This is a genomic window from Rossellomorea marisflavi, from assembly GCF_009806575.1.
Classification (GTDB): Bacteria; Bacillota; Bacilli; order Bacillales; family Bacillaceae_B; genus Rossellomorea; species Rossellomorea marisflavi_A.
In genome coordinates this window covers 958,104-984,735 of the sequence record NZ_CP047095.1, presented here as the reverse complement: position 1 = coordinate 984,735, position 26,632 = coordinate 958,104, and the positions used below count along the sequence as shown (strand labels likewise).

Genomic DNA, 26,632 nt, shown 5'->3' with positions numbered 1-26,632 from the left:
TCTTCTTATTTTAACATAAAATACCATAAATGATTGTACTAAAAAAAGAAAACAAGCAAAATAAGAATGATAACCCCCACCATAAGCAGACCATATAGGAACGAGAGCGTTTTGAAAAGGGCGACAAAGTATGGAGCAGGTGCGAGCTTTCTTGAGATGAACAATAGAAAATCCATGATCCAATGAACAGGAAGGATTTCCAACGTGGGGTGATGAAATTCATCATCCTCTTGATACGTCTTGAAGACGATATAAAATGCGTTCCCGGCAACATAAAGTAATAGGACTATGACAACTACTGCAAGTATCTTTTCCAATCATATTTCCCCCACAATCGCAATGAACTTAAAGCGAAGCACTAACTGGTCCACACTGCCCTTTTCCTAACCAACCTATACACCATTCCGCCCGACAACACACACGTCACTAACGGGAAGAACACCGGAAAGCTGAATGCCTGAAGCCCCTGGGTCAGCTGAGAGTGGTATCCGATTGATTCACGGTGGGCACCGGAATGATTGATGGTGCGGACCATGTCGGGATCACGACGCAATTCTTTTATGGACGGGATGCTCTCCCGCTTGACGGTCCCTTCCAGATCAATGGTGAATACTTCCCATGCCTCGGGTCCCCGCTGCCCCACCATGATTGTTTCACTCGTTCCACTGTCCCGGTCCGTCTTTCGGACCAGTCCCACGTTTCCGTAGCGCATATCGACTGAATCCTCTAGGTTGATTAGTTTTGGAAACGAACTGACGAACTCCCCATTCACCGACAGGATCACCTGATCACGGTCGAATTCTTCCTTAAGAGAGACTGTATTGCCATCCACTGCGTAGATCCGTTCATAACCCGTCGTGCCTCCATCGTTCATGGCCGACACATAATCGGAGTAGGTAGCCGTGCGGACTTCATCCCCTTCCCCTGTAGAGAAGACGTGGGTAACGGTCACGCCGGGAATTTGGCGATACGGTGGCGAGTCCACCACCTCGTACAATCGTTCAATCGATGTATTTCCTTCCCTCTCATCAAACGTCAGCGGTTCGATTATGTAGCGAGCCTTACTTCTTTCATCGCTTATATATTCCCTTACGATCAAGCCGATTGTGACGGATGAAGCCAAAAAGACCAATCCCCCGAGAAGCCCTATGATGATCCGTTTCATCCTTTCCCCCCCAATCCCTGTCTAGTTTCAAGTATACTATTTCTCCGCCACCTAGTATTCTCATTTTTGGATGATAAAGGATTTTACATGCACCAGACAGAAGAATACTAGCATGGGAGGGATGTTCCATGAATAAACTGATCCGCATCAGCACCATCTATCTACCTGTTACAGATATTAAACTCTCTGTGGAATGGTACGTCCGCCATCTTAGCGCAAAACTGAATTATCAGGACGAGGACAAAGCCATCCTGGACCTCGCCAACCAAAGCGTCTTCCTCGTGAAATCCGGTGAAGGCGAGAGCGCGAACTTCACGGATCACCGCGGAAATGAGCGCTTTTCCGTCACATTCGAGGTGGACGGATTGGTGGAACTCGAAGCCCTGCACGGGGATTTCATCTCCCTCGGGATGGAGGTCGGGGCCATCGAAGACCGCGGCCATGCAGGGCGGAACTTCGTTTTCTACGATCCGGACGGCAATGCGTTCGATGTATGGAGCGAGCTTAGTCCGTCATTCCGGCACCTTGCCCATAAGGAATAACGGCAAAAGAGCTACCCACACAACACGCTGGGTAGCTCTCTTCTTTCATATACCGGTTTTGATTCCGAATCCGACGAGGAGAATCCCCGCTACTCGTTGGAACATTTGTTGGTGTTTTTTTTCATTCAACCACTTCTTCGCATAGTCCACTACATACACCAGGATCAGGAACCAGGCGGCTGCCAGTCCTGTCAGGATCGAGGCCAGGATGATCAACTGCTGGTTGACATGACCGTTCAGGTTGATGAACTGCGGCATGATGGTGATATACACGATGACGGTCTTTGGATTCAGCACATTGCTGAGCATAGCCTGCATGAACGACTTTTTATGATAGCCGCGGTCAATGGGTACGTCCGCGGAGGATTCCATTTGATCCACGGCAAGGGTCTGTTTCGTGATCAGGCTCTTGATCCCAAGATAGATCAAGTAAGCGGCACCGAGGTATTTAATCGTGGTAAACAAGACCACGGATTTGGCAATCACGACGGATAATCCTAAAATGGCAATGCCCGTCCAGAACGAAAGGCCAGAGAGCATGCCGAGAACCGTAAAGCGTCCCGCTTTCGGTCCGTAACTCAAGGTATTCTTCATGAGAAGCATGGTGTCTGCGCCGGGAATGACGACCATAAGCGTAGCGACAGGTATGTAAGCAAGCAAGTTGTCCATGTGTCCTCTCCTAACATGACAATAGTGGTTACTACAGTAACTACTAAAAAGAATACCAGAATCGATTAGAAATAATCAATCTATTTTGATACACTAACAGAAATAAACCCACGCACACGGAGGATCTATGAGCGAAACCCTTTTAAAGACACTGACCAAGCTGCATTTCACCGAATACGAAGCCAAAGCCTACCTGGCCCTCCTGGAAGAATCCCCTCTCACGGGCTATGCCGTAGCGAAAAAATCCGGCGTACCTCGATCAAGGATCTATGAGACCTTGGATCACCTCGCTGGAAGGGGAGATATCCTCGTCAGTCCGGGCACCACCCCTCAGTACACTCCGATCCCGGCCAAAGAGCTCATCAAGAATCGGCGCAGGGAAGCGAATGACCACTTCAAACTGGCTGAGAAATCACTCGCAGAGTTTGAACAGTCTTCCCATGATCGTGAAAACATCTGGAACATCACAGGCCGGAATGAAATCATCGACAAGGTGAAGAACTGCATCGCCACCGCACAAACGAGGATTCTTCTTGAAGTCATGGAAGAGGAATATGAGGAAGTGGAAGAGGAGCTGAGACAAGCAACCCTTCGCGGGGTCAATGTGACCATCATCGCCTATGGTGACATCTCCTCCGACTTTGCCCACGTCCACCTTCACTACATGGGCTCTGCCATCAAGGAGGAGTACGGCGGCAACTGGATCGTCATCAGCGCCGACGACGTGGAAGTGGTGGCAGGCATCGTCTCCCTAGGAACCGACAGCCGCGCAGCCTGGACAAGACACGTCGGATTGGTCATGCCCATCACGGAAGTCATGATCCACGACCTCTATCTCATGGAAATCATGAAGGAACATCGGAATGAGCTGGAGAAAACGTTTGGAAAGAACCTCGTGAATCTCAGACGGAAATTTTCGATCCATCCTGATTTTAAGAAGCATTATTTAAAGTGAGATCATTCCATACACGAATAGAGGGTAAGAGATGATACAAATAGAAAGAGCGACCCTTCAACACGTAGAGGGGATTTCCGATGTATGTTCCCGCGGCTACCGTGCGACATACGGGGAAAGCCATCCTGAATCGTATATCGAACGGATCATCGAAGAATTTTATCATCCCGACCGGATCAGCAGTGAAATCACCGATGGAGGTGACGGCTGGGACGGATGGTATGTGGCCCTCGAGGATGGCACCGTCCTCGGCGCAATCGGCGGCGGCATGACCGGCGCATATCAGGGCGAAGTGTTCGTCCTTTATCTTGACCCGGACCGGCGGGGAGAAGGAATCGGCACGCTCCTCCTTGAAGCCCTTACCCGAATCCAGCGCGAAAAAGGCGCCACCGAACAATGGGTATCGGTGGCGAGAGGGAATCAAAAAGGGATCCCGTTCTATGAAGCGCGGGGCTTTGTCTTTCAGCATGAGCAGGAGAGCTACTCGAATGGGGAGGATGAACCGTTTGTGTCGAACCGGTACTGTCGTGGGATCTGAGCAAGCTTGACTCAAATTAAATAATCAAAAAAGGCGATGCCTCCCACACGGAAGCATCGCCTTACTCTTTCTATCCTTCAACCGGCAGCGCCACCCACACAGTCAGCTCACCTTCCCCACTCTCTGCCCAAATCTCCCCGTCATGAAGCTCGACGATGCGCTTCGCAATCGCAAGGCCGAGGCCGGATCCGGCGATCATGGTGGAGCGCGCTTCGTCGAGGCGGTAGAACTGGTCGAAGAGCCGGTGCAGTTCTTCTGGGTCCACAGGGTCGGATGGATTCGAGAGACTGGTGAGCACCTGGTCCCCTTCCACTCTCATCCTGAGATTGATCGTCCCTTCCAGGCTGTACTTCTCTACGTTGGAAAGGAGGTTATCAAACACGCGGATCATCTTCTCGATGTCGACGGTGACGAGGACGGGTTCTTCCGGGACGTCCATCTCCACGTGAAGCCCCTTCCCTTCAAGGATCGGGGTGTACTCCCCGACGAGCTGGTGCAACAAGGCGGCAAAATCGACCCGATCGGTCTGGAGTTCAACCTGATGATGGGTGAGCTTCGTATACTCGAACAGCTCGTCCATGAGCCCCTTCAACTTGAGGGACAGGCGGTAGGTGGTGTCCACATACCCCTTATCCCCCGGTGACTTCTGGTCTTTCGCCAGCTGCAGATAGCCGATGATCGACGTAAGCGGCGTCCGGAGATCATGGGATAGATTCGTGATGAGCTCACTTTTCGACTGCTCGAGCTCCCGTTCCCGCTCGAACCGGAGCCGGAGCTGATCCGTCATCCAGTTGATGTTCGCAGCCAAGGAGGACAGTTCGTCCTTCCCCTTCACCGGTATCTCATACGTCCAGTCATGATCCACGATCCGTCCGATGCCCGATTCGATCTGCTCGATGTAACGGGTCACCGGACGCATGAAGAGCACGAACAGGACAAGGAACACCACGACCGCCAGGGAAAAGGCGAGTAAAAGCTGTTGATTGTAGGTCGTGGGATTGATTGCCTTGAGCCTTGACGGGGCCTCAATGACCACGTATCCCAAGCCTTCCTGGAACATAACCGTGGAAATGAAGGGTGCCTGCTTCTCGTCACGCCCGCTGGAATAGTCATTACGAAGCTTCTGCTCAAGGAGCTTCGGCAGATCTTCACTGTAAAGCTTCCCCGTCCGGTACGTCACATCCCCCTCGGCATCGGTGACGAGGAAACCCCACTCTTCGCGCTGATCCTTCACCGTTCCGATCGCTTCTTCAATCCCCTTCGAATCAGACAAGCTCACGTTTCCCGCTTCCAATGACGCCTTCCAGTCGGCCAGCACCTTCTCCACCTGATTGTTGACCTTTTCCTGCTTCCTGTAGTCTTCAAGGGGGGTGAAATAGAACACCGTGAGGAAAAACGTGACCGTCGCCGCGGCCAGGCAGGCGATGAAGATCAGGATGAGCCTCACATTCAGGTTCAGTTTAAGGGGCAGGAACCTCATGCCTTATACCCCACGCCCCACACGGTCTTCACATAGAAGGGCTTCTTCGGATTCTCTTCGATTTTGTCGCGGATATTGGTGATATGCACCATCACCGTGCTGTCGGATTTAAAGAACGGTTCCTTCCACACCGCTTCATAGATTTGCTCGATGCTGAAGACTTGTCCCTGATTCCGCAGCAACAGGGATAGGATATGGAATTCCTTCGGGGTGAGGCGCACCTCGCGACCGCCGACGGTCACTTCATTCGTCCGCTCGTTGACGGTGAGATCCCCTTTTTCAAGAAGATGGGAAGGCTCACTGTTCCCCGGGGCCATCTTGTAGCGGCGGAGCTGGGATTTCACCCGGGCCATGAGCTCGAGGGGATTGAACGGCTTGGTCACATAATCCTCCGCTCCGCTCGCGAGGCCATGAATTTTATCGAGGTCCTCGCTCTTCGCCGATAGGAAGATGATCGGCATATCATACGACTGCCTGATCGTCATGCATGCTTCCACCCCGCTCATCCCCGGCATCATGACGTCCAGGATGATAAGGTCGACAGGGCTATCCTCGAGCACGCCAAATGCTTCATGGGCATCGGCTGCTTCCAACACCCCATACCCTTCATTTTTCAAATAAATCGCGATCATGTTCCGGATGTCTGCTTCATCATCGACGATCAGTATGGTCGTTCCGATCATATGGTCCACTCTTTTCTCTTCATCATTTCATCAGTCTCGCGGCAAGCACATAGGCAGGCGGTACGTTCCACCACACCCGCTGCCATTCCATCCCTGCAAAATATTGCTCGAATAGGCCCTTTTTCATCATGGAATACTGGAACGTGACGAACACGCCTCCAGGCGCGAGCACCTGATTGGTTACTCTTAAAATAGCGTGTGACACGTCATTTGGCAAGCTTGCGAACGGAAGCCCCGACACAATCGCATCCAATTGCCCCATTCCGCACGCCTGCATATGTTCCCGAACATCCTCGGCCGAACCGTGGATCACCACCACATCGTCCCGCTTGCTGTAGCGGTCATGGAGAAGCTCAAAAAATTCTCGGTTCTCCTCGATCAGCAGCAGCATCGTTCCATTCTGCTTACGATTGAGGATTTCCTCCGTAAACACACCCGTACCCGGCCCGAACTCTGCGATGCTCTCCACCTTGTCGAATTCAATCGCCTCCACCATCTGACGGGCAAGCACCTTCGAACTCGGCAGCACCGCCCCCACTGTCCTCGGCTGTTTCACATATTCCTTCACAAACTGCAGCGCACTCATCATCTGTCCCTCGCCTTTCTCGTATCGTTTCCATCAGATTACCGGACGGACCTTAAGAAAAAGGACGGGGAAATCTTAAGGAAAGTTAAGAAATGACAGCTGGATACACAGAGATCAATCAATGGTATCATCTACTTATAACGAGGTGATGAAAAGTGAGTGGTGATTTCTTATTTATCGTAATTGCCTTTCTTATGATTGCAGCGGTATTGGGCGCAGTATCTGTTGCCTTCTTCAAACGGAGCAAATAGAAAAAGATCTCCATCTACCTGTTGTAGACGGGGATCTTTTTCGAAAACAAGGTTATGATTTATCTTCCTGCTCTGATTTCCACCATAGGGAGTCTTCAGGATTCTCTACTGCTTCTTGGAATTCAGACTTTGTCGCAACGGTTGGGTATGAACCTTTGAGGGACTTACCGGACGTACTCGTGAACATGAACAAGATGATGAAGAAACCGATGACGCTGACAATGGTCAGATACCATGCAGGTGCCAAGTTGTTCCCTGTTTGGTGTACAAGCCATGTGGCAACCAAAGGCGTCGTCCCACCAAAGATGGAGACCGAGACATTGAACGTGACGGATAAGGTGCGATAGCGTACATCACTGAAGAACATGGAAGGTAGCGTTCCCGGCATCGTTCCTTCATACGTTGCGAGTAGCACACCTAAGATGAAGATGCCCAGTGATACGAAGATCAGACCATTCAGATTCACGAGATAAAAGGCAAAAGCGGACAGGAGGGACAGACCACCCAACCCAATCAAGATGGTCGCTTTGTTGCCGATCTTATCGCTCAGTTTTCCGAACATGAGGGCCAATGGGATCATGATGACCATGACACCCGTGATCAGGACCGTTCCCGTCGTGCTGGACAATCCGACGATTTCATCTAGATAAGAGGGCATATACGATAACAGCATATAATTGGTGATGTTAAAGAATGCTACTGCAACGAAACAAACAATAATGTCCTTCTTATGATTCTTGAGGATCGAAACAAAGCTTTCTTTCTTCTGATCCCCGTCATCACCGGCAAGTTCATTTTCGAAGATCGGTGATTCCTCCAAGCTCTTCCTCAAATACAATCCAACAAGCCCCAATGGCAAACCAAGCAAGAATGGGATTCTCCATCCCCATGAACTCATTTGATCGTCCGATAGCGTGATGAAAAGGATACTCGCAAGGAGAGAGGCCAAGATATAGCCGGTAAGGGTTCCGATCTCCAACCCACTAGCGAGGATATTTCGTTTATTATCCGGTGACGATTCTGCAATATACACCATGGCTCCGGCATATTCACCACCAGTTGAGAATCCTTGTATGATCCTTGCAACAAGCAGCAATATCGGAGCCCATACCCCGATTTGATCATAAGTAGGAAGCAACCCGATCAGCAACGTGGAACAAGCCATCAAGATGATTGTGGTCGTCAATACGACCTTCCTCCCTAACTTGTCACCGATCCGACCGAAAATAACCCCGCCAAGCGGACGCATCAAAAACGCAATGGCGAAGGTTCCGAACGTGAAGATCAACTTGAGTTCATCATTCTGAACAGGACTGAAAAAATTCTGACTGATGATAACGGCTAAATATGAATACAAACCAAAATCGAACCATTCCATCGCATTCCCTACACCCGTTGCAAAGACACTCTTCTTGGCCTTTTCAATACTAACAACGTTGATTTTCTTCTTATTGAATTTCATAATTTGCTGTCAACTCCTTTGATGTGGATGGATGTCTACATGAAATACCTGGTTGCCTGAATAATCGTATATGATTTCAACTTCTACTTACTGAAAAGGCCTGTTACTGTATGATAGTACCCTGTATTCAAAAAATGTATTCCTCCTCGACAAACAGGTTTCTTGTCATGTGTAAGTACACCTATATTGAGCCTTTACAATCCTACTTTAGTATTTGCCACAACCCCTATTGCTATTAGCAACGCGAACCCGATATAAAAAACAAAGCAGCCTCCATTGGGAGACTGCTTTGTTCGGGTGGTGCATGCGTCATTTATGATTTCTTTTTCTGGTAAAACGAAAAACCTATGAATCCAATCCCCACCACAGCCAAGAGTATCGAAAAGACTAACGGAACGGTTCCGATCCTCCGAAACGCCGTCCCGAACACACCGTAGCGCGAATCCCAACCAAAGCCTTCATTACTAAGAACCGTGGAATAAATCGCTGCAGTAATCAACGTCGATCCGTATAAAATGGCACTGGATAAGATCAGCACCAACCCTGTCGCAAGTTTCTTCATGAGTATTCCCCCGATGTCTGATTTTGGACGACGCATGGGGACGGTTCCCATGCGTCACGTTTTTGACACACAGGAACCGTCCCCACACGTCATGCATAAAACCCAATGGCATTCAAGATCGCGACCCCGACCACCGTCACCAGGATCCCCGTCAACGCCGCAACGAAGGCCGACTTCATCTTCCTCGTATCCCACCATACCGTCACCCCGACGATGACCGTGAAGATCAACCCGAAAAAGATCGACACCATGGGATTCGTCGGCGTAAGCCAGTCGTACCAGGATAGAAAGTCCATATCACTCACCTCCGCTCCAGAATCACCTTACATATATAATTCCATATTAAGAAAATAATTCCTTTTACTAAAATGGGACGATTCACGTCAAGCCTGCGCCGTCAACGGATGCTTCACCCCATCAGGAATTCCCGCCCCGCTTCGCATGGGAAGGACAAACAGCACCTCATCCCCATGGAATACGTCTGCCCGCATCCCTTCCGTCTCCTCCGGTGTGAAATGGAAGACGATCTGCCGCGTATCATCGTCTGCAAGCTTTTCGGCAATCTTTCTGACATTCACGTTTTCGCGGCACACCACATCAAACAAATCAATCCGCTCCCCGTCACGCTGGAACATCACCACCACGTCTTCTTCCTCGAGATAATAGAGGTTATCCGGGAAGGCATAGAGAGCATAGAACATGAACAGCTCACCCGTATTCTTCGTCCCGAAGCGATTGGATACCGGCAGCCTGTCCCTGGCGATCTCGTATGCAAGATCGCGATCTGCTTCCTCCTCCATATCAAGCTTCCTCGCGTTCATTTTACCGGCGGTGCCTGGCACCAAACTGAACAGCGTTTCTTGCTGCGCCTGGAAGCCGAACTTCGGATAGAACTCCAAGACGTTTTGGTTGGCAAACAGATAGACGAAGTCAACCTCATCCCGGTATTCCGCCAGCACGCTCTTCAGGAGATCCGTCGATAAACCGCGATTCCGGTAGTCGGGATGGGTCATGACGGTTCCGATCTGAATGGCCTTCTTTTCCTCTCCTGCCATGGTAAAGTCGATCAGGTTCACCGACACGTTGGCAATGACCCTGTCACCTTCGATATAAGAAAATGGCACGTATTTCTCTGTCCAGTATCCTCTGGCATGCCACTGTCCGAAATGGATGCCGAATGTGTCCTCGGCAAGCTGGTTGAAGCTGTCACGTAAGTCCTTATTCTCCCGAACGTTCTTTCTAAGTTCCACATACATCCCCCTTTGCTTTAGCATTTTCACCTAACGCTGCCGCTTCTTCCATCATAGCAAAAAGGAAAATTATAACAACACTATTTTCTTCCACTCAACAAAAAAAATCATCCGGAACCTCCATGTGAAGGTTCCGAATGATTGTGGTGATCATCTTATAGCTCGATGGTGTCTCCTGCTTTCATGACGCGCCCTTTGCTGTCTTCAAGCATCTCGACGAATTTATGCGGATCCTGCTTGATCGGCGGGAATGTATCGTAATGGACAGGAACGACTTCCTTCGCTTTTAAGAACGTAGCGGCAAGTGCTGCATCCTCTGGTCCCATCGTGAAATTATCCCCGATCGGAAGGAAGGCAAGGTCGATCGGATGACGTTCACCGATCAGCTTCATGTCGGAGAACAAACCTGTATCTCCTGCGTGGTAAATCGTCTTTCCTTCAGCCATCAAGAGGAAGCCTGCCGGCATGCCGGTATAGATGATCTCGTTATCTTCTGTAGTATAGCTTGAGCTATGGAATGCCTGGGTGAATTTCACCTTACCGAAGTCGAACTCTCGCGCTCCGCCGATTGACATCGGATGAGTGTTGAGGCCCTGAAGGCCAAGATAGTTCGCCAGCTCGTTCGGTGCGATCACCAAGGCGTCATTCCTTTTCGCGATGGCGACAGTATCACCCACGTGATCGTTATGTCCGTGGGTCAGGATGATCACATCAGCTTTGACGTCATCTGCATTTAGATCGGTATATTCATTCCCGTTGATGAACGGATCAACAAGGATCGTTTTTCCGTTTGTTTCGAATTTCACCACTGAGTGGCCATGATATGAGATCTTCATCATTATCTCCTCGCTTCCGTAAATGTTTACAGACGTAGTTTACCCGTTTGATCAACCGGTAAAACAGGATGGTCCTCTACAATGAGCTCTTCTTCAGACTGCTGATCCGTTTGAAAATCACACGGGAACAGAACGCATGACTACCGGCTGCTGTGAGGCAGCCTTTTGTAGCGGTCACTGTCCAAACCGCTCCCTGATCCAGCCCGCATCACTCAAAAAGTGAGCCCTGGACAGTGTTTCACCCCTCAACCGCTCCCGGTACGCCATGATCGTTCCGTCATGGGACACCACGTACACGTGACATGCCCCCTGTTCCTCAGCCCACCGTAAAAAGACATCTGCGCATTTTGCAAACTCGTCATGGGGCAAGACATTGATACCTGACGTCCACATGTTCCGGTCCATCCCTGATCCCAACTCAAACCCAGGAAATTCGGTTCCAATTGTCTCCTGGTCGAGCATCCGGTCGCATGGAAGGGTCATTGCCCCCTGCTTCTGCGGGAACATCCTCGGGGACACCAACGGATGCACGACCCGCCTGCACCCCGATTCACCGGCAATCAAGGAGGCCGTTTGCAAGGTCCTTCGCGTAGGGCTCGCCACCACTAGATCATCCTTCGTGACATCGAAAACGGACGAAAGGCTTCTCGCCTGCTCTCTCCCCGCTTCCGTCAATGACGGATCCTCCAACTGCAAGCTTTCCGGCAGGCTCAGCGTATGCTCCCCCTGCCCATGTCGGATGAATGTGACCTCCATTGGCTACCCCTCCTTTGACGGATGCGCCATTTCCATGATCACATACGCCTTGCCACCTTTGGTGAAGTGGCGATCGGTTTCACGCAAGCCGAACCGGGTATAGAGGCCGGCTTTCTCGGTGCGTGCGTTGCACCAGATCCGGCGGATGCCCATGGCTTTTAGTTCTTCGAGTACATAGTCAAGCAGTCGGCTCCCGTAGCCCTTTCCCTGCTCTTCTTCAAGGGTGGCAAACTTCCTGAACTGACACTCCCCATCCTCGATGAAGAGGGAGATGACGGACTTCAGGTCACCTTCATGAAAGAGTCCGTAGTGCAGGGCCGATTCATCCCCTTCCACCTTGATATAGTCATAGGGTCTGTCCGGCCACATGACGGTGTGGCGGAGATCCCAGGCTTGCGGATGCTCGATTTGTTTAATCATGTCAGGCTCTCCTCTTGGATGAACGTTTGTTTGTGAAAAAGTTGGAACTGATGGCCACTAGGGCACCGATGATCAACCCCATCTTCCAATAACCTTCCTCAGTGAATTCTGAATACAGAAAAGAGCTTAGTACAAATAGGATGAACCCCATCGTAAAAAGGATTTTCCCCGTCATGGTGAATTTCTTCAAGATGATTTCCACCCCCATTATCTCTTCTTGATCAATAACCGCTCGTAAAAGCACTTCTCTATTACCATATCATATCCTCCGTGTGATTTCCTTTTATTTCCCATAAACAAAGACACTCACGTTTCCGCAAATGTCCCTGCCGTTCTTATTCCACTACATCCACCGAAATCAGGTCCTCCACGCGTACCCGGACGAACCCCTCATCGCCGCACTCAAGCATCAGATTCCGGTCCCGTTCATTCAGATAATGAATCGTACCCGTCTTCATTTCACATTTCCCTTTCAATTCATTCCATATTTTCATCCGCAGGGGAAGGTGGTACTCCATGGCATAGCGGATCCGCTCCTCCATCTCGCTCAAGGCGAAGATGTCGACTTCAGGCTTCGTATCGCGCTCGAATACCTCCCATATATCCCTCAGTTCCTTGACGTGCTCCGGGAGCATGAGCGACGTCCATTTGATTTTCCCTCTGTCTCTAATCATTTCAATCACCTCTGCCCGTTATTATAACCGAACATTTGTTCGTTTATAAAATGAGACGTATTGAGACAGAAGACTTATCCACTGCCAATTATCCCCACCTATTTGCCTAGATGAATGAAAACGGGAAAAGTACTGTAAAAAAAGGAATTAAACGAGGAGCACCGAATGACTAGTCGAGATGCTTTTTAGAGAGGAGTAATGAAGATGAAGAATGGTGCCGCTATGGATGTTCTTGAATTATACAAAACGGCCATATTTGAACAGGATGTGGAGAAATTCTTATCTGTCCATACGGAGGACGTTCACATTTATGATTGTTGGGGCGACTGGGAATGCAGGGGGATCTCCGAATGGAGGAAGAATGTGACCGAATGGTTTTCCGGTTTGAAAGAGGAGGCCGAGGTCCTCAAAGTCCTGTAATGAGGTAAAGATCGAGGAAAGCAATACTGTTGCCTTTATTCATTGTGAAGTCGTGTTTGCCGCGTATACGAAAGAATCAGGAGAAAAACTTCGACAGATAGCCAACCGGTTTACATTCGGGCTCAAAAAAATAGGTGAGTCCTGGGTCATTGCACACCAACATTCTTCGTTACCGATCGACATGAACACGGGAAAAGGAATGTTCCACCTGAGATAGAATTGAAACCGGAAAAGCTTCATCCCTTCACACATTTACTGGTGGGGCGAAGCTTTTTCCTATTGGAGGCAACGATCTATGCCCTTGACCTCCACCATTAGTCTTATATCCACCCGGCCTTTTGCCCGTCGATACCACCCATCCGTCAAGGTACATTATAGAAAAGGAGGTCATGACCATGATCAAAGGATTATATGAAGCCCATCTTCCCGTCAGGAGCGTAGATCGTTCCATCTCATTCTACGAGGGGCTCGGGTTGGAGCTGTCCCACCGCGCAGGGGACGGGCTTGCGTTCATGTGGATTGAGAAAGAAAGAAGCTTGCTGGGGCTATGGGATACGGATTGCGTGGAGCATGATTATCACCCGTCCATCCGGCACCTTGCATTTCAAGTGACCCTTGACGAGCTAAAAAAATCGGTCGCATGGCTCATCGAACGGGGATGTCGCCCACGGCGGGCGTTCGGCTTTGAGCCGGTGGAGCCCTTCGTGATGGCGCATCATGGGATGGCCCATGCGAAAATCCATTTCGATGATCCGGACGGAAACAGCCTGGAGCTGATTTGTCCGCTGGAGAATCCGGGGAATGTGGAGGGGCGGATGTATTTGAGTGAGTGGATAGCAGAAAACTAGAACGCAATGTGATTCAATGAAAAGAAACGACTTAGACTATACCCCAACTAAGTCGTTTCAAAAAAAGTCTATGGCCATCTACCTCAATGGTACATTCTCCTTCTCATAAAAAGGGCGTACGACAAGCTTTTGATCCTGCATTTTCTCTTTTGTTCCTAAAGACGCAACAAATAAGGAAAGGGTATCTACATTTGTAAATAGTGGAATATTGTGTTGAACAGCATTCTTTCTCAGCTCCTTCTCCCACTTACTCTTACCTCTTCGCAAATCGATAACGATCCCAATCGATTTTTGTTTCATTTTCCTCATTAATTCAGATAAGGTATCTTCAGATAAACTGATTGTTTTTATGTTTTGATTTAAATGACCCGTACCTTTTTTCTCACCCTCCACAAATAGGAACTCTGAGGTGTGGCAAGACAATCTTTCAAGAACCTGTTCAAGATGGCCATTGATGAAATCTACTAGAATTAAAGCCTGTTCTTCTCCAATTCCAAAGCTCAGCCCAGCTGCTTGAAAAGACTTTAATACCGCTAGGTCAAATTGTTTGTCATATCCAATTACTTCTCCAGTAGACTTCATTTCGGGTGTAAGAATGGGATCAATAGCGGTCATTTTGGAGAAAGAGAAGACCGGCGCCTTCACATAGAATACATCATCTCTTGGTCTTTCATTCTTCGACCTATCATCTGATGAAAGCGAGTATCCCAACTGACAATTGGTAGCGAGGGCAGCCATGTTAAGATCTGAGATCTTACTTATAAATGGCAATGTTCTACTTGAGCGTAGATTTATCTCGATCAAGTAGATTTGTTGATTGGAATACACCGCTTGAATATTAACTAATCCTTTGATCTTCAAAAATTGCGTGAGCTTGTTTGTCAACTCGGTTAGTTCATCAAGGACTTTCTTTCCGAGCTTTCGAGGTGGATAGATTGCCATCGAATCACCGGAGTGAACCCCGGATCGTTCAATATGCTCCAAAACTGCTGGTATGACTGCTTTCTCACCATCACAAATCGCATCTAATTCCAGTTCAATCCCTTCGATGTACTGATCGATATGGAGCGGGTTCCCCTTCGCAAAGTCATATCGTGATAGGTACGACTCTAACTCTCCATGATGTGTGATGATCTCCATATCACTGCCACCAATCACGTAAGAAGGACGCACGATGAGCGGATAACCTAGATCAGATACTACTTCACGGGCACGATGGATAGTCAACACTGTTTCACCATTAGGATGAAGGATACTCAACTCCTCTAATGCACAAACAAGTTCACCACGGTTCTCACCTATCTCGATGGATTCAACCGAAGTCCCAAGAACGTTTACACCCCTATCCTTCAACTGCTTGGCAAGATTAATGGCCAACTGACCACCGAATTGTACGAGAACGCCCATAGGTTGTTCAAAATCAATGATATTCATGACATCCTCTACCGTCAGGGGTTCAAAATAAAGTTTATCTGAAATACTGAAATCGGTGGAAACCGTTTCTGGATTATTGTTGATAATAATTGATTCAAATCCGTTATCCTTAACCGCTTGGATCGCATGGACAGTCGCATAATCGAATTCTATTCCCTGTCCTACTTGAATGGGGCCAGATCCTAAGATGACTATTTTTTCTTTATGAGATGGAGAGACATCGTTGAACTGCTCATAGGTACTGTAGTAATATGGCGTATAAGATTCGAATTCTCCTGCACACGTGTCGACCATTTTATATACTGGAAGCATTTGTGACGCTATTCTTTTTTTATAGATATCTTGCTCTGCACTGCCTTTGAGTAAAGCAATCTGATAATCGGATAATCCCATTTTCTTCGCCTTAAGTAAAAGTTTAGCGTCTACACGTTGACTTTTAATCTTACTCTCTACATCTATGATTTTCTTGATCTTATACAAAAAATACCGATCCACTTCTGATACTTCAAAGATGGTATCAACCGACACGCCTCTTCTAAACGCTTCTGCAATCAAAAAGATGCGATGATGATCAGGAGAGCTCAGTCTAGTGAGATTCCCTTCCTCCCAATCAACTTGTCCCAACCAATATTGCTCATATTTCCGACTGACTGACCGAATTCCTTTCATCAAGGCTTCTTCGAACGTTCGCCCGATGGCCATCACTTCTCCAGTTGCCTTCATTTGTGTTCCAAGCTGATCAGGCTCCAGTCCGAATTTTTCTGAAGGAAAGACCGGAATTTTCACAACGGCATAATCCAATACAGGCTCATAGCAAGCATATGTAGTTTTAGTAATGGGGTTTTGGATTTCATGCAGACCTTTTCCTACTGCCAGTTTGGCAGCAATCTTGGCAATCGGGTAGCCTGTTGCCTTAGAGGCCAATGCGGATGAACGGCTAACCCTTGGATTTACTTCAATAATGTAATATTGTTTGGTATTCGGATGGAGTGCGAATTGAATATTACATCCTCCAACGATGGATAGATGGCTGATGATTTTAAGGGCGGAAGTACGGAGCATCTGATAGTCCTTGTCGCTCAATGTCTGACAGGGTGATACGACGATGGAATCACCGGTATGAACACCGACAGGATCCAGGTTTTCCATGTGGCATACAATGACCGCTTGCCCATAGCTATCCCGCATCACTTCCATTTCAACTTCTTTGAACCCTTTAATGCTTCTTTCAACTAAACATTGACCAATTGGAGATAAAGAAAGACCGTTGCCAGTAACCGACTCCAGCTCTTCGAGGTTATGACATATCCCTCCACCCGTTCCCCCTAATGTGTAAGCCGGTCTCACGATGAGCGGAAAATCAAATTCACTTGCCACTTCCTTGGCTTCTTTGATGGACGTGACGATTCGACTTTCAGGAACGGGCTCATGAATATCTAGCATCAACTCTTTAAATAGTAATCTGTCTTCCCCTTTCCGAATTGTCTCCGCTGTTACACCTAAAAGAGTGACCTGGTGATCTTGCAGAAAGTTCTCCTGATCAAGTTCATAAGCGATATTCAGTGCCGTTTGTCCTCCTAGGGTGGCCAATAGTGCTTGAGGCTTTTCTTTTATAATAATAGTCTTTACATACTCTACTGTTAAGGGTTCCATATAGATCTCATCGGCGGTAGTCTTGTCTGTCATGATGGTGGCAGGATTGGAGTTAACTAGAAGGACGTGATACCCTTCTTCCTTCAATGCTTGGCATGCTTGAGTTCCAGAGTAATCAAACTCTGCAGCCTGACCTATTACAATTGGACCTGATCCAATCACCAGTATCTTTTTTGGGTTACCGTACATGGACTTTCCCCCTTGCTTCTTGTTCCTTTTTAAAATCACGCTCGATGAAGGAGTGAAAGAGCTCATTTGAATCCATCGGCCCAGGAGATCCTTCAGGATGATATTGAACAGACATGACCGGATACGTTTTGTGCATGATCCCCTCCACAGTTCCATCATGGAGTGCTGTCTGGATGATCTCCAAATCCGTTTTTATTATACTTTCTTTCCTAACAGTATAATTGTGATTTTGAGAGGTAATCTTCACAAGGTTGGTTCGATGATCTTTAACAGGGTGATTGGGTCCTCTGTGGCCAAACTTCATCTTTTCCGTATCTGCACCACACGCTAGGGCGATAATCTGATGACCTAAACAAATGCCGAAGATAGGATAGTCTGGAATCAACCTTTTCACTAGTTGAATGACATATGAGGAGTCCTTAGGGTCACCCGGTCCATTTGAAAGAATAATTTTATCCGGAGACAAGCGGTGAATCTCTTCAATGGACGTGAATGCAGGGACCACCGTAAGACAGACACCTCGACTAGTGAGCTCCTTCATAATCCCCTTTTTTAGGCCTAAGTCTAGTACCAGCACATGCTCCCCTTCTCCTGGTATCGTGTAGGCATCCTGTGACGTGACACATTCGACCGAATTTCTCCCGCCCCCACGACCCAACTCTTTAAGCAATACTTCCTTCGGATAATCCAACGGGGCGATACTTGCCCTCATCGTTCCTTCCTCTCTGATCACTTTGGTAAGTTCTCTTGTATCTACCTCAGTGACAAACGGGATTTCTTCCTCCAATAGGTAGTCTGATACGGACATCTTGCTTTGATAATGAGAGGGAGTTTCGCACAACTCCTTCACGATCAGTCCGTTTACTTTGGGTTTGTTTGATTCCGAATCTCCATCATTTATCCCATAATTTCCGATTAACGGATAGGTCATGACAACGAATTGACCATGATAGGAAGGATCCGTCAAGACTTCTTGATAACCAGTCATTCCCGTACAGAATACAATCTCCCCTATATATGGACTTTCTCCGCAAATGCCTGTACCGTGAAACTCGATTCCATTTTCCAATAGGATCTTTAACTCTTGCACCGCCTTCACTCCCCAACGTTCGTCTCTCGACCAAATTCGAAACAACGAGTGATAGCCGAGTAAACGCACCATCACTCATTTTCACCTCAATGCTTGATCGGAACTCTTGCAGCCTTTGATATTTTATTCTTGGCATTCGCATCAGCATTTCCCATCCTGCTTCCAATCAGTTGATTCATACGTTTTATTGTAGGGTTTTCGAATAAATCAATCAGTTTGACTTCCGTGTGGAACTGATCAAGGATTTCGTTTAGTAGTCGGATGGCTAACAAGGAATGGCCCCCAAGGGCGAAGAAATCATCATTCTTCCTTAAACTAGTCTCTATGTGAAGTATTTGCTTCCATATCCCCGCCAATTTTTCCTCCTCTGGCCCTACTAATTGATCATGGTCTCCGTCAGCCCATTTCGGATGTGGAAGTTTCTTTCGATCCACCTTGCCATTTTGGTTGATTGGGAGGTTCTCCATCTTCACCATGAGAGGAATCATGGAGATTGGGAGGTTCTCCAAGAGATGTTTCCTGACTTCATACTCGCTGATTTCCGCTCCTTCTTCAGGGACCATGTATGCCACTAAGTATTCTCTTTTTCCCTCTTCCACTTTTGTCACGATCGCTTGCTTAATCACTGGGACTAGATTTAAGAAGTATTCCACTTCATTCAGATCGATTCTTACCCCGTTAAGCTTGACTTGAAAGTCCTTTCTTCCTAAGATCTCTACAAATCCATTGGGATGATATCTCCCTATGTCACCTGTGAAGTAGACCAGGTCCTCCTTATCGGTAGACAACGGATTTTGACTAAATGTATCATTCCGGTTCAAATACCCGCTCGTCCGGTAAGGAGTCTTGATGACGATTTCCCCTGGTTCATTCACTCCAGAGAGCGATTGCTGCGTATTCAAAATCAGCACCTCTGTTTCAGGGATGGCCTGTCCGATTGGAACAATGGACAGTCTTTCCTCATTGGGGCCCACCCTATGAAAGCTCTTTGCCAAAGTGGTCTCAGAAGGGCCATAGAGATTGACCACTTCTGCACCAGCGCCAATGATTTCTTTCCACTCTGTGACCAGGTCATAAGGCAACGGTTCCCCAGCGAAAAAGGTCAACCTAATCAAAAGCCCCTTCGTACTGGTATGTTCCATCCATCGTTTCACTAAAGATGGTACGGCGTGGACAACCGTAATTTCCTTCCGCTTCATCCAATCAATCTCTTCCTCATTGCCGTCCGGTATACAAAGCGTTGCACCGCTAATGAGCGGAAGGAAAACATCACGGAGATACACATCAAATCCTGGGTTGGTAAGTTGTGCTATGCGATCAGATGGTTGAATGTCAAACTCTCTTCTTTGCCAGCACAAAAAGTGATTCAAGCCTTTTTGATTGCCCATGATTCCTTTTGGCGTACCTGTCGAGCCGGAAGTGAAGTAGATATAGGCGTCAGAATTGTGATCTACGGTTGAATCCCCCAATAAACCTTCTGTCAGATGATCCGGCCCCGGAATAGAGATAGTGGGTGAAAAATAAAGGACATTCAGATCATCTCTCTCCGTAGCTGATAATACCTGATCGAAATCAACGAATAGAGAGACCTCTGCTTCCTCAAGAATCCTCTTGATCCGGTTCTTAGGGGTATCTACATGGATAGGCACAAACACATATCCGTTTAACATCATACTCACGATGCTTGTAATATAACGGAATGAGCTTTTTCCAAATAGAGCGATACGATCACCTTTGGATAGGTTCAGGTTCCTAAATGCATGTGTATACCCATTGGCATACTCCATCACATCTTTGTATGTCCATATAGTACGTTGTTCTTCCAAGGCGTCAGCCCGTAGATTGTCCTCAATGGCTTTTTTAAGGGTTTTAGCGAATGGCACTTTTTGAAGGCTAGGCTCAACCGCAGCATTTGTATGCGTATGATTGATGTCAAGTCTTCCGACAGAAGTATCCTGATTTGCTAACAATGATTCACATACAGTGTTGAATTGGTGAAGAAAGGTTTGAATTCTTGTCTCATGGATCTTTTGCCCTTGAAAAACGACCCTTACACTCAGTGAGTCTTGGTCATCAATGAAATAGAAAGTTAGTAGGAATTTTGCCTTTGAATCATTGAATTTTTTTCTTTCGACTTCCAGATCATTTAGCCTTTCTTGATTCTGTTCATAACTGATATAGTTCACAAGAATATCGAATAAGGGATTGGAGTTCCGTGTCCGATTAGGCTGAACTTCCTCAACGATCTTTTCAAATGGGACGTCTTGGTGCATGAAGAGTTCTCTCACAGATTGACTTGTTTCCCTGATGACTTCATCAATTGTTTGTTCACTTTGTACACGGATCCTTAAGGGGAGGGTATTCAAAAATAATCCCATTGACTCTTCCCATTTTGAAGGACGATCGATGATAGGCGTCCCCATGATCAAGTCTTCTTGTCCATTGATCCGATGAAGCAGAATGGATAGAACAGAAGCCACGATAGTGAAATTAGACGAACCATGTCGCCTGCTTATTTTTTTTATATTTCTGAAGGATCTCTCGGAGAATGTCTGCGTCATCTGTTGAGTTTGCTCTTCCAAATCATGATTGTGTTGATCAAGTGGGAATTGGGTTTTAACCAGTTCACCGCTTAGCTTTCCCTTCCAATACTCTAGCTGATCTTTATAGAAAGTCGACGTACTATACTCTTTTTGGCCCTTTGCATACTCATAATAGGAAGGGACATGCCTGATTGCTAATGGCTTTTTTTCTTTTAGACGATTATAGGTTTCAAACAACTGTTGTTCAAAGAATTCCAATGAGATTCCATCCATGACAATGTGGTGAAAAACGATATAGAAATGAAATTCAGATTGCTTTACCTTTACCAGTTTCATTCTGTACGGAGCATCCTCCTCTAGATTGAAAGGCTGTCTCAACCACTCATTGATGAGATGGTCTGTACCCCCCGCTGTCTCGAGTTCAATCTGGACATCTATATCTCCCGCAATAGCATATGGGTTACCCTTTTCTAGGCGAAAGCGCGAATGGAGGATTGTGTTTTGTTTCAGTACATATTTAATGCTATCTCTAAAAATATCCAGATCAAGTTCTCCACTCATTTTCACTCCATAGGGCATATGGTAACTATAATCCGCCGGATCTAGTTGATGTAAAAACCACATTCGCTCTTGTGCATATGATAGGGGATGGAATGGATTTCCCCCATTATTCGTTTCCTGTAAACCTCCTGATATCCGCTCAGCCTTCACTGCCATTTCCCTGATGGTGGGAGAGTCAAATAAATCCCTTAGCCTTAAATCCGTGTTACATGAACGATTCACTCTCGAAATCAATTTGACCCCTAACAGGGAATGACCTCCTACCGTGAAGAAGTTACTTTCCACACTGATCTCCTCAGTCTCCAATAACTCTTCCCAAATACGGGATAACTGAACTTCCATCGGGGTTTCCGGCGGGAGATATTCCTCCTGATTGAATATGTCATTCTTACTTGGTTTTGGTAGAGCATGATAATCCAGCTTGCCATTCTTATTTATAGGAAACGCAGCCAACTCTACCATGTACTTCGGCATCATATAATCGGGAAGCTTCCTACTCATAAACTGGTGTAAATGGTTTTGTTCGAATGGTTCTTTCACAACCATATACCCCACTAACCCCTGCTTGGTGGAAGGATCAGCAAAGTGAACAATTGCATCTTTGATTGCTGAGAAAGCTTTAATTGAGGATTCGATTTCGCCCAGTTCAACCCTCATGCCCCTGACCTTTACTTGTGAATCCTTCCTTCCTGTAAACACGAGATTGCCATCCAATCGCAGATACCCCTGATCTCCTGTACGATAAATCTTCTCATCTGGATGATAAGGATTTTGGATGAAGCTATTCCTTGTTTTCTCAGGATCATTGACGTAGCCCTTGGCCAATCCTACACCACCAATATACAAATCGCCTATTACGCCAGGTGGTACGGGTTTCATGGATTCATCAAGAACATAGATATAATTTCCTTGGATCGGCTTACCCACTGGGACAAATCGATCGCCGCCCACGTCTGAAAGCGTACATTCATAGCAGGTGGAATCAATGGAAACTTCTGTCGCACCCCATGAATTCAACAATCTGACATCCAACTTCGAGAAAAGGTCTTTGACGAGTGAGGTTGCAAGGGCTTCCCCACTTGAGATGATGGCACGAAGTGAAGGCATATCCTTTTCTTCTTCTTCACTAATTTCTTCAACGAAGAGTTTCAACATACTAGGGACGAAGTGAAGGATAGACGCATCATATTTCACAGTATCCTCTATGATGGCACGTGGATCCTTATGTTCTTCAGGATTCATCAAGGCAACTCGAGCCCCGATTATTAGCGGCCAGAAGATTTCGACCGCTGCGTCATCAAACGAAAGAGTGGTTTTATGTAAAACAGTCTCCTCTTCCCTTAATTGATGATAGGATTGCATCCACTCCATTCGATTGACCCATCCTTGATGGTGATTGGCTACTCCCTTCGGTTTTCCCGTGGATCCAGATGTGTAGTAGACAGATACTACGTCTGTTCCCTCCACCACTATTGACTTCCCGCATCCATCTGCCTGATCCCAGTCAAGTCTGCTTACATCCATGATTGATGAAAACTCTGTCGAATGGGATTGGTCACCACAGACTACAATCACTTTTGCACGTGAGTCGGTTAAAATCTCTTCCACTCTACCCGGAGGCATGCCGGCATCGATAGGCAAGTACGCTCCTCCAGCCTTCAAGATTCCGAGAAGTGACACCAACATTTCGGGCGAGCGGTCCATACTAATTGCGACGATGTCATTGCGAGAAACACCACGTTGAATTAAGTGGTCGCGGAGATAAGATGATCGTTCATCTAACTCCTTATACGTCAATTGATTGTCTCCTTGAATAACGGCTATATTTTCAGGGGTTCTTTTTGCCTGCGCTTCGAATAAGGCGTGCAAACCCACAGATGGGGCAACTTCATCAATGGTTTCTGTTAGCTGCTTCTCTTCTTCCTTTGTTAGCAAATTAAACTCTTCTATCCGACTATTCAGAGGTTTTTCATACAAGCCATCTAGCAGCTTTGAAAAATGCCTCGTAAATTGCTTTATTCTTCCTTCTGTAAAGAGGAACGATTTGTACTCCCACCGGCCTAAGATCTCTCCCTCATTCTCTTCCAAAAACAAAGTAAGATCATATTTGGATGTATGATTGTTCACTTTTTCAGGTGCACCAGTTAACAGGGGATACTTATCGCGATTCAGCTTAGGCGCATTTTGGAAGGCCATCATGATATTCATGATAGGCGTGAGGCTATATTCTACACCACTTCTCACTTCCTTCACTATATCTTCGAAAGGAAGATGCACATGCTTCAGGTGATCAACACTTTGCTTTTGAACATGACGCAAGAGACTGATGAAGGTCGACGTTTCATCAAACTGTGTCCTCCATGGCAAAGTGTTGACGAAAAAGCCCAGTGTCTGATCAAAGTGACCTCCCGGCCTTCCGGCAACAGGTGCCCCTACGATGATGTCTTGTATATGCGTATATTTGTAGAGCATAAGTTGAAACAGACTCATGAGAACCATGAATTTAGTGGTACCGGTTTCCTTAGCAAGACGGTTTACCTTCTCCACTGACTTCCCAGGAATATGGAAATGGAAAGATTCACCTTCAAAAGACTCATTAGCCTCTTCGTGATAATCGGCGAATTTCACCTTTTCTACATTTCCTTCCAATACTCGAGACCAATAGTCAACCAGATTTTCTCTATGAATGAGTAAATGCTTTTTATGCCACTCAGAATAGTCTTGGTATTGAAGCAATTGGCTTGAATCCAGGCCCCTTTCAGGAGAATGATAAAAGGACAGCAAATCCTCCAAAAAGATGGTGAAGGACCAGTCATCAAAAATACTATGATGAAAATTAAGGAATAACGTATGGTCTTCTGGACTTACTTTATAAAGAACCACTTCGAATAAAGTCCCTTTAGATAAATCAAATGCTCTCTTTGCTTTATCTTCAATGAACTCCTCCACATCATGAGGATTCATCGATGCATTCACCACTTCAAATGGAACATCTCCTCCTTCTACGTCCACTTTTTGCATGGGACGGCCATCGTTCTCTATGATCTTGGTTCTCAGAATCTCATGCTTCACCATCATCATTCGAATTGCCTTGTGAAGCCTACTCGGATCAATACCTCCTGTGAGCTTTACTTTATAAGGAATATTATACAAATGACGATTTACATCCAGTTTATCCCAGAACCACAACCTACTTTGTTGAGAGGATGCCTCCAACGTACTAAAATGCGATCTTTCCAACTGGGAACCTTCCGTTTGTTCTTGTCGACCCTCTACTAAACTTGCAAGGTCTTCAATGGTTTCCTGTTCAAACACGTCACCTATTGTTACCCTTACCTGAAAAGCATCCTCCAACTCACTCGCCAATTTAATGGCATTCAATGAATTTCCCCCGACTTCAAGAAACCGATCCGTTCTATTCATGTGACTAGAGTCTAGTAACGAAGACCAAATGGTGTGAATTTTCTTCTCTGTCACACTCATCTCTTCTTCATGTGCTCCAGCCAATTCCCCCAAAACCTGATTGGTGATGAGCTGTCGATCGACTTTTCCGTTAGCATTGAGGGGCAGGGAATCCAGTACCACATATTCTTGTGGGAGCATATAGGCCGGTAGAGTACTTACTAATGCCTCTCTAATTTGTTTGACAGTTCCCTTATATGCTGGATCAAATACCAAAGCAGCCCGAATAATTGTTTCCCCGTTCTGATTGATTCTTGCCACCACTGCACTATCTTGAATCTCATCCTTAGCTTCCAGATGGGCTTGTATTTCATTTAGTTCAACCCGATAACCGCGAACCTTCACCTGATGATCGATCCTGCTCACGAATTCCAGTTGACCTTGAGGATTGACCCTTGCCAGGTCTCCAGTCTTATAAAGGGTATGATCATGTTCGCCTTCCTGCCAAGGATTCGGCATATACTTCTCTTTGGTCAAGAAATCATTCTGAAAGTACCCTCGGGTAATACCTAATCCGCTTATGTAGATTTCACCGATCTCACCAGGTACTACTGGATCAAGGTTCTCATCCAAAACCATGATAACCGAACACCCATATGGCTCTCCCAACGGAATGACACTGCCTGTCCTTTCCACTTGATCAATATCGTTGGCCATGACCCCGACCGTTACCTCTGTGGGTCCATAATGATTAAAGATCTTACATGTTGGATGGCGTTCCTTAATTTTATCCACCAAGCTCCATTTCAATTGTTCTCCACCAAGAATGATGTAATCCGGGATATAGATAGATGGCGTATCTCTATACAAAAGTGCCTCCATGTGGGAGGGGACTAATTTCATGCAGTTGACACCATACTCCCTGCAATAGATTCCAAGCTTTTCGGCATCAGTGATCATCTCTTCGGGGATGATATGTAGTGTCCCACCTGTTATGAGAGCGGCGAATATAGGTGTGACGGATAAATCTGCTGCAATCGTAGTAAGAAGGGTATAGTTTAAGGGTTTTACTACGTTCATATAGCCCAGTATTCCTTGAAGGTGGTTCAATACATTCCTGTGCTCAACTTGTACTCCTTTTGGCTCTCCCGTAGTCCCTGATGTAAAGATGGTATAGATAAGATGATGAATGGAAGCTCTATCGGAGAGGTTGGTCGTAGCATATTTTACGAGAGTTGAACGTTCAATATGATGCATGCTTCTTACATGATCTAAATGAAAGAACGATTCGTTAGCAGAATCAGTTAGAAGAATAGGAGAGTTTATTCTTTTTATGATCTTGGTCAAGCGATCACTTGGTAAAGCCGGATCTAACGGGACATAGTAACCACCTGCTTTCAGTATTCCTAGAATGGCTGTAATCATGTGAATGGACTTATCCATGCATACGGCTACAGGTTCTTCCACGTTTAGCCCCTGATCTTTCAACAGATGCGCTACCTGATTGGACTGATGGTTCAATTCTTCATACGTCATTTCCTCATTTTTATAGCGGACGGCCACCCAATCAGGATGATGCTTAGCTTGCTCTTCAAACGAATCAATCACGGTCTTGGATTGATCAATTTCTTTCTCACTGACATATACACCATTGTTTCTCATG

Annotated in this window: 24 protein-coding genes; 6 read left to right on the top strand and 18 right to left on the bottom strand. The window is 46.7% G+C overall.

Annotation, left to right across the window (positions count from 1 at the left end; translation table 11 throughout):
• Window positions 1-38 precede the first annotated feature (38 nt).
• Both D5E69_RS05245 and D5E69_RS05240 read right to left on the bottom strand, forming a co-directional pair.
• Window positions 39-317: a hypothetical protein gene (locus tag D5E69_RS05245; protein WP_148796652.1), complete on the bottom strand. Its 279-nt coding sequence runs from the start codon at window positions 315-317 to the stop codon at window positions 39-41.
• 41 nt (window positions 318-358) lie between these two features.
• Window positions 359-1,165 carry a hypothetical protein gene (locus D5E69_RS05240; RefSeq protein ID WP_148796654.1) on the bottom strand — a complete coding sequence of 269 codons (807 nt, stop codon included), beginning with the start codon at window positions 1,163-1,165 and terminating at the stop codon, window positions 359-361.
• Window positions 1,166-1,293: 128 nt separating this feature from the next.
• Between D5E69_RS05240 and D5E69_RS05235 the strand changes: the two genes are divergently transcribed.
• Window positions 1,294-1,707 carry a VOC family protein gene (locus D5E69_RS05235; protein ID WP_148796656.1) on the top strand — a complete coding sequence of 138 codons (414 nt, stop codon included), beginning with the start codon at window positions 1,294-1,296 and terminating at the stop codon, window positions 1,705-1,707.
• Between the two features lie 45 nt (window positions 1,708-1,752).
• On the opposite strand, the gene D5E69_RS05230 is transcribed toward D5E69_RS05235, so the two are convergent.
• The gene (locus tag D5E69_RS05230) at window positions 1,753-2,376 is read right to left on the bottom strand and encodes a homoserine/threonine efflux transporter (RefSeq protein ID WP_159129372.1); all 624 of its coding nucleotides are present in this window, start codon (window positions 2,374-2,376) and stop codon (window positions 1,753-1,755) included.
• Between the two features lie 127 nt (window positions 2,377-2,503).
• Here D5E69_RS05230 and D5E69_RS05225 point away from each other — a divergent pair, with 127 nt between their 5' ends.
• Window positions 2,504-3,331, top strand: coding sequence for a TrmB family transcriptional regulator (locus D5E69_RS05225; protein WP_048005348.1), 828 nt, complete (start codon window positions 2,504-2,506; stop codon window positions 3,329-3,331).
• 31 nt (window positions 3,332-3,362) lie between these two features.
• On the top strand, window positions 3,363-3,869 hold the full coding sequence (locus D5E69_RS05220; RefSeq protein WP_048015621.1) for a GNAT family N-acetyltransferase: 507 nt from the start codon (window positions 3,363-3,365) through the stop codon (window positions 3,867-3,869).
• 70 nt (window positions 3,870-3,939) lie between these two features.
• On the opposite strand, the gene D5E69_RS05215 is transcribed toward D5E69_RS05220, so the two are convergent.
• The 12 genes from D5E69_RS05215 to D5E69_RS05160 form a co-directional block, all read right to left on the bottom strand.
• The gene (locus D5E69_RS05215) at window positions 3,940-5,349 is read right to left on the bottom strand and encodes a HAMP domain-containing sensor histidine kinase (protein WP_159129371.1); all 1,410 of its coding nucleotides are present in this window, start codon (window positions 5,347-5,349) and stop codon (window positions 3,940-3,942) included.
• Window positions 5,346-6,029 (bottom strand): response regulator transcription factor, encoded by a 684-nt coding sequence (locus D5E69_RS05210; protein WP_048005665.1) that lies wholly within the window; start codon window positions 6,027-6,029, stop codon window positions 5,346-5,348. Before D5E69_RS05210 ends, D5E69_RS05215 begins: the two co-directional genes overlap by 4 nt.
• Before the next feature lie 25 nt (window positions 6,030-6,054).
• A complete protein-coding gene (locus D5E69_RS05205; RefSeq protein ID WP_249931563.1) occupies window positions 6,055-6,621 on the bottom strand; it encodes a class I SAM-dependent methyltransferase in 567 nt (188 codons plus the stop codon).
• 300 nt (window positions 6,622-6,921) lie between these two features.
• Window positions 6,922-8,331 (bottom strand): MFS transporter, encoded by a 1,410-nt coding sequence (locus D5E69_RS05200; RefSeq protein WP_048005351.1) that lies wholly within the window; start codon window positions 8,329-8,331, stop codon window positions 6,922-6,924.
• Window positions 8,332-8,644: 313 nt separating this feature from the next.
• Window positions 8,645-8,893 carry a hypothetical protein gene (locus tag D5E69_RS05195; protein ID WP_048005352.1) on the bottom strand — a complete coding sequence of 83 codons (249 nt, stop codon included), beginning with the start codon at window positions 8,891-8,893 and terminating at the stop codon, window positions 8,645-8,647.
• Window positions 8,894-8,982: 89 nt separating this feature from the next.
• Window positions 8,983-9,189: a hypothetical protein gene (locus D5E69_RS05190; RefSeq protein WP_048005353.1), complete on the bottom strand. Its 207-nt coding sequence runs from the start codon at window positions 9,187-9,189 to the stop codon at window positions 8,983-8,985.
• Window positions 9,190-9,276: 87 nt separating this feature from the next.
• Window positions 9,277-10,143, bottom strand: a complete 867-nt coding sequence (locus tag D5E69_RS05185; protein ID WP_053072444.1) for a GNAT family N-acetyltransferase — start codon at window positions 10,141-10,143, stop codon at window positions 9,277-9,279.
• Window positions 10,144-10,298: 155 nt separating this feature from the next.
• Window positions 10,299-10,979 (bottom strand): metal-dependent hydrolase, encoded by a 681-nt coding sequence (locus D5E69_RS05180; RefSeq protein ID WP_048005355.1) that lies wholly within the window; start codon window positions 10,977-10,979, stop codon window positions 10,299-10,301.
• A 174-nt stretch (window positions 10,980-11,153) separates the two neighbouring features.
• Window positions 11,154-11,735 (bottom strand): histidine phosphatase family protein, encoded by a 582-nt coding sequence (locus D5E69_RS05175; protein WP_048005356.1) that lies wholly within the window; start codon window positions 11,733-11,735, stop codon window positions 11,154-11,156.
• Between the two features lie 3 nt (window positions 11,736-11,738).
• Window positions 11,739-12,155 carry a GNAT family N-acetyltransferase gene (locus tag D5E69_RS05170; protein ID WP_048005357.1) on the bottom strand — a complete coding sequence of 139 codons (417 nt, stop codon included), beginning with the start codon at window positions 12,153-12,155 and terminating at the stop codon, window positions 11,739-11,741.
• Between the two features lies 1 nt (window position 12,156).
• Window positions 12,157-12,399: a hypothetical protein gene (locus tag D5E69_RS05165; protein WP_159129370.1), complete on the bottom strand. Its 243-nt coding sequence runs from the start codon at window positions 12,397-12,399 to the stop codon at window positions 12,157-12,159.
• 91 nt (window positions 12,400-12,490) lie between these two features.
• Window positions 12,491-12,829 carry a YolD-like family protein gene (locus D5E69_RS05160; RefSeq protein WP_048005359.1) on the bottom strand — a complete coding sequence of 113 codons (339 nt, stop codon included), beginning with the start codon at window positions 12,827-12,829 and terminating at the stop codon, window positions 12,491-12,493.
• Between the two features lie 204 nt (window positions 12,830-13,033).
• On the opposite strand from D5E69_RS05160, the gene D5E69_RS05155 reads away from it, so the two are divergent.
• The 3 genes from D5E69_RS05155 (at window position 13,034) to D5E69_RS05145 (ending at window position 14,097) form a co-directional block, all read left to right on the top strand.
• On the top strand, window positions 13,034-13,249 hold the full coding sequence (locus D5E69_RS05155) for a Cif family virulence factor (protein ID WP_048005360.1): 216 nt from the start codon (window positions 13,034-13,036) through the stop codon (window positions 13,247-13,249).
• A 52-nt stretch (window positions 13,250-13,301) separates the two neighbouring features.
• Complete coding sequence (locus D5E69_RS24045) at window positions 13,302-13,466, top strand: nuclear transport factor 2 family protein (protein ID WP_488473444.1); 165 nt, start codon at window positions 13,302-13,304, stop codon at window positions 13,464-13,466.
• 178 nt (window positions 13,467-13,644) lie between these two features.
• Window positions 13,645-14,097, top strand: a complete 453-nt coding sequence (locus D5E69_RS05145) for a VOC family protein (RefSeq protein ID WP_048005361.1) — start codon at window positions 13,645-13,647, stop codon at window positions 14,095-14,097.
• 78 nt (window positions 14,098-14,175) lie between these two features.
• Here D5E69_RS05145 and carB read toward each other — a convergent pair whose 3' ends face one another.
• Genes carB through D5E69_RS05130 form a run of 3 tightly spaced genes read right to left on the bottom strand, consistent with a single transcriptional unit; the run spans window position 14,176 to window position 26,631 of the window.
• The gene (gene carB / locus D5E69_RS05140) at window positions 14,176-17,373 is read right to left on the bottom strand and encodes a carbamoyl-phosphate synthase (glutamine-hydrolyzing) large subunit (RefSeq protein ID WP_159129369.1); all 3,198 of its coding nucleotides are present in this window, start codon (window positions 17,371-17,373) and stop codon (window positions 14,176-14,178) included.
• On the bottom strand, window positions 17,363-18,538 hold the full coding sequence (locus D5E69_RS05135; protein WP_249931562.1) for a carbamoyl phosphate synthase small subunit: 1,176 nt from the start codon (window positions 18,536-18,538) through the stop codon (window positions 17,363-17,365). Before D5E69_RS05135 ends, carB begins: the two co-directional genes overlap by 11 nt.
• 11 nt (window positions 18,539-18,549) lie before the next feature.
• Window positions 18,550-26,631 (bottom strand): non-ribosomal peptide synthetase, encoded by an 8,082-nt coding sequence (locus tag D5E69_RS05130; protein ID WP_159129368.1) that lies wholly within the window; start codon window positions 26,629-26,631, stop codon window positions 18,550-18,552.
• Window position 26,632: the final 1 nt, after the last annotated feature.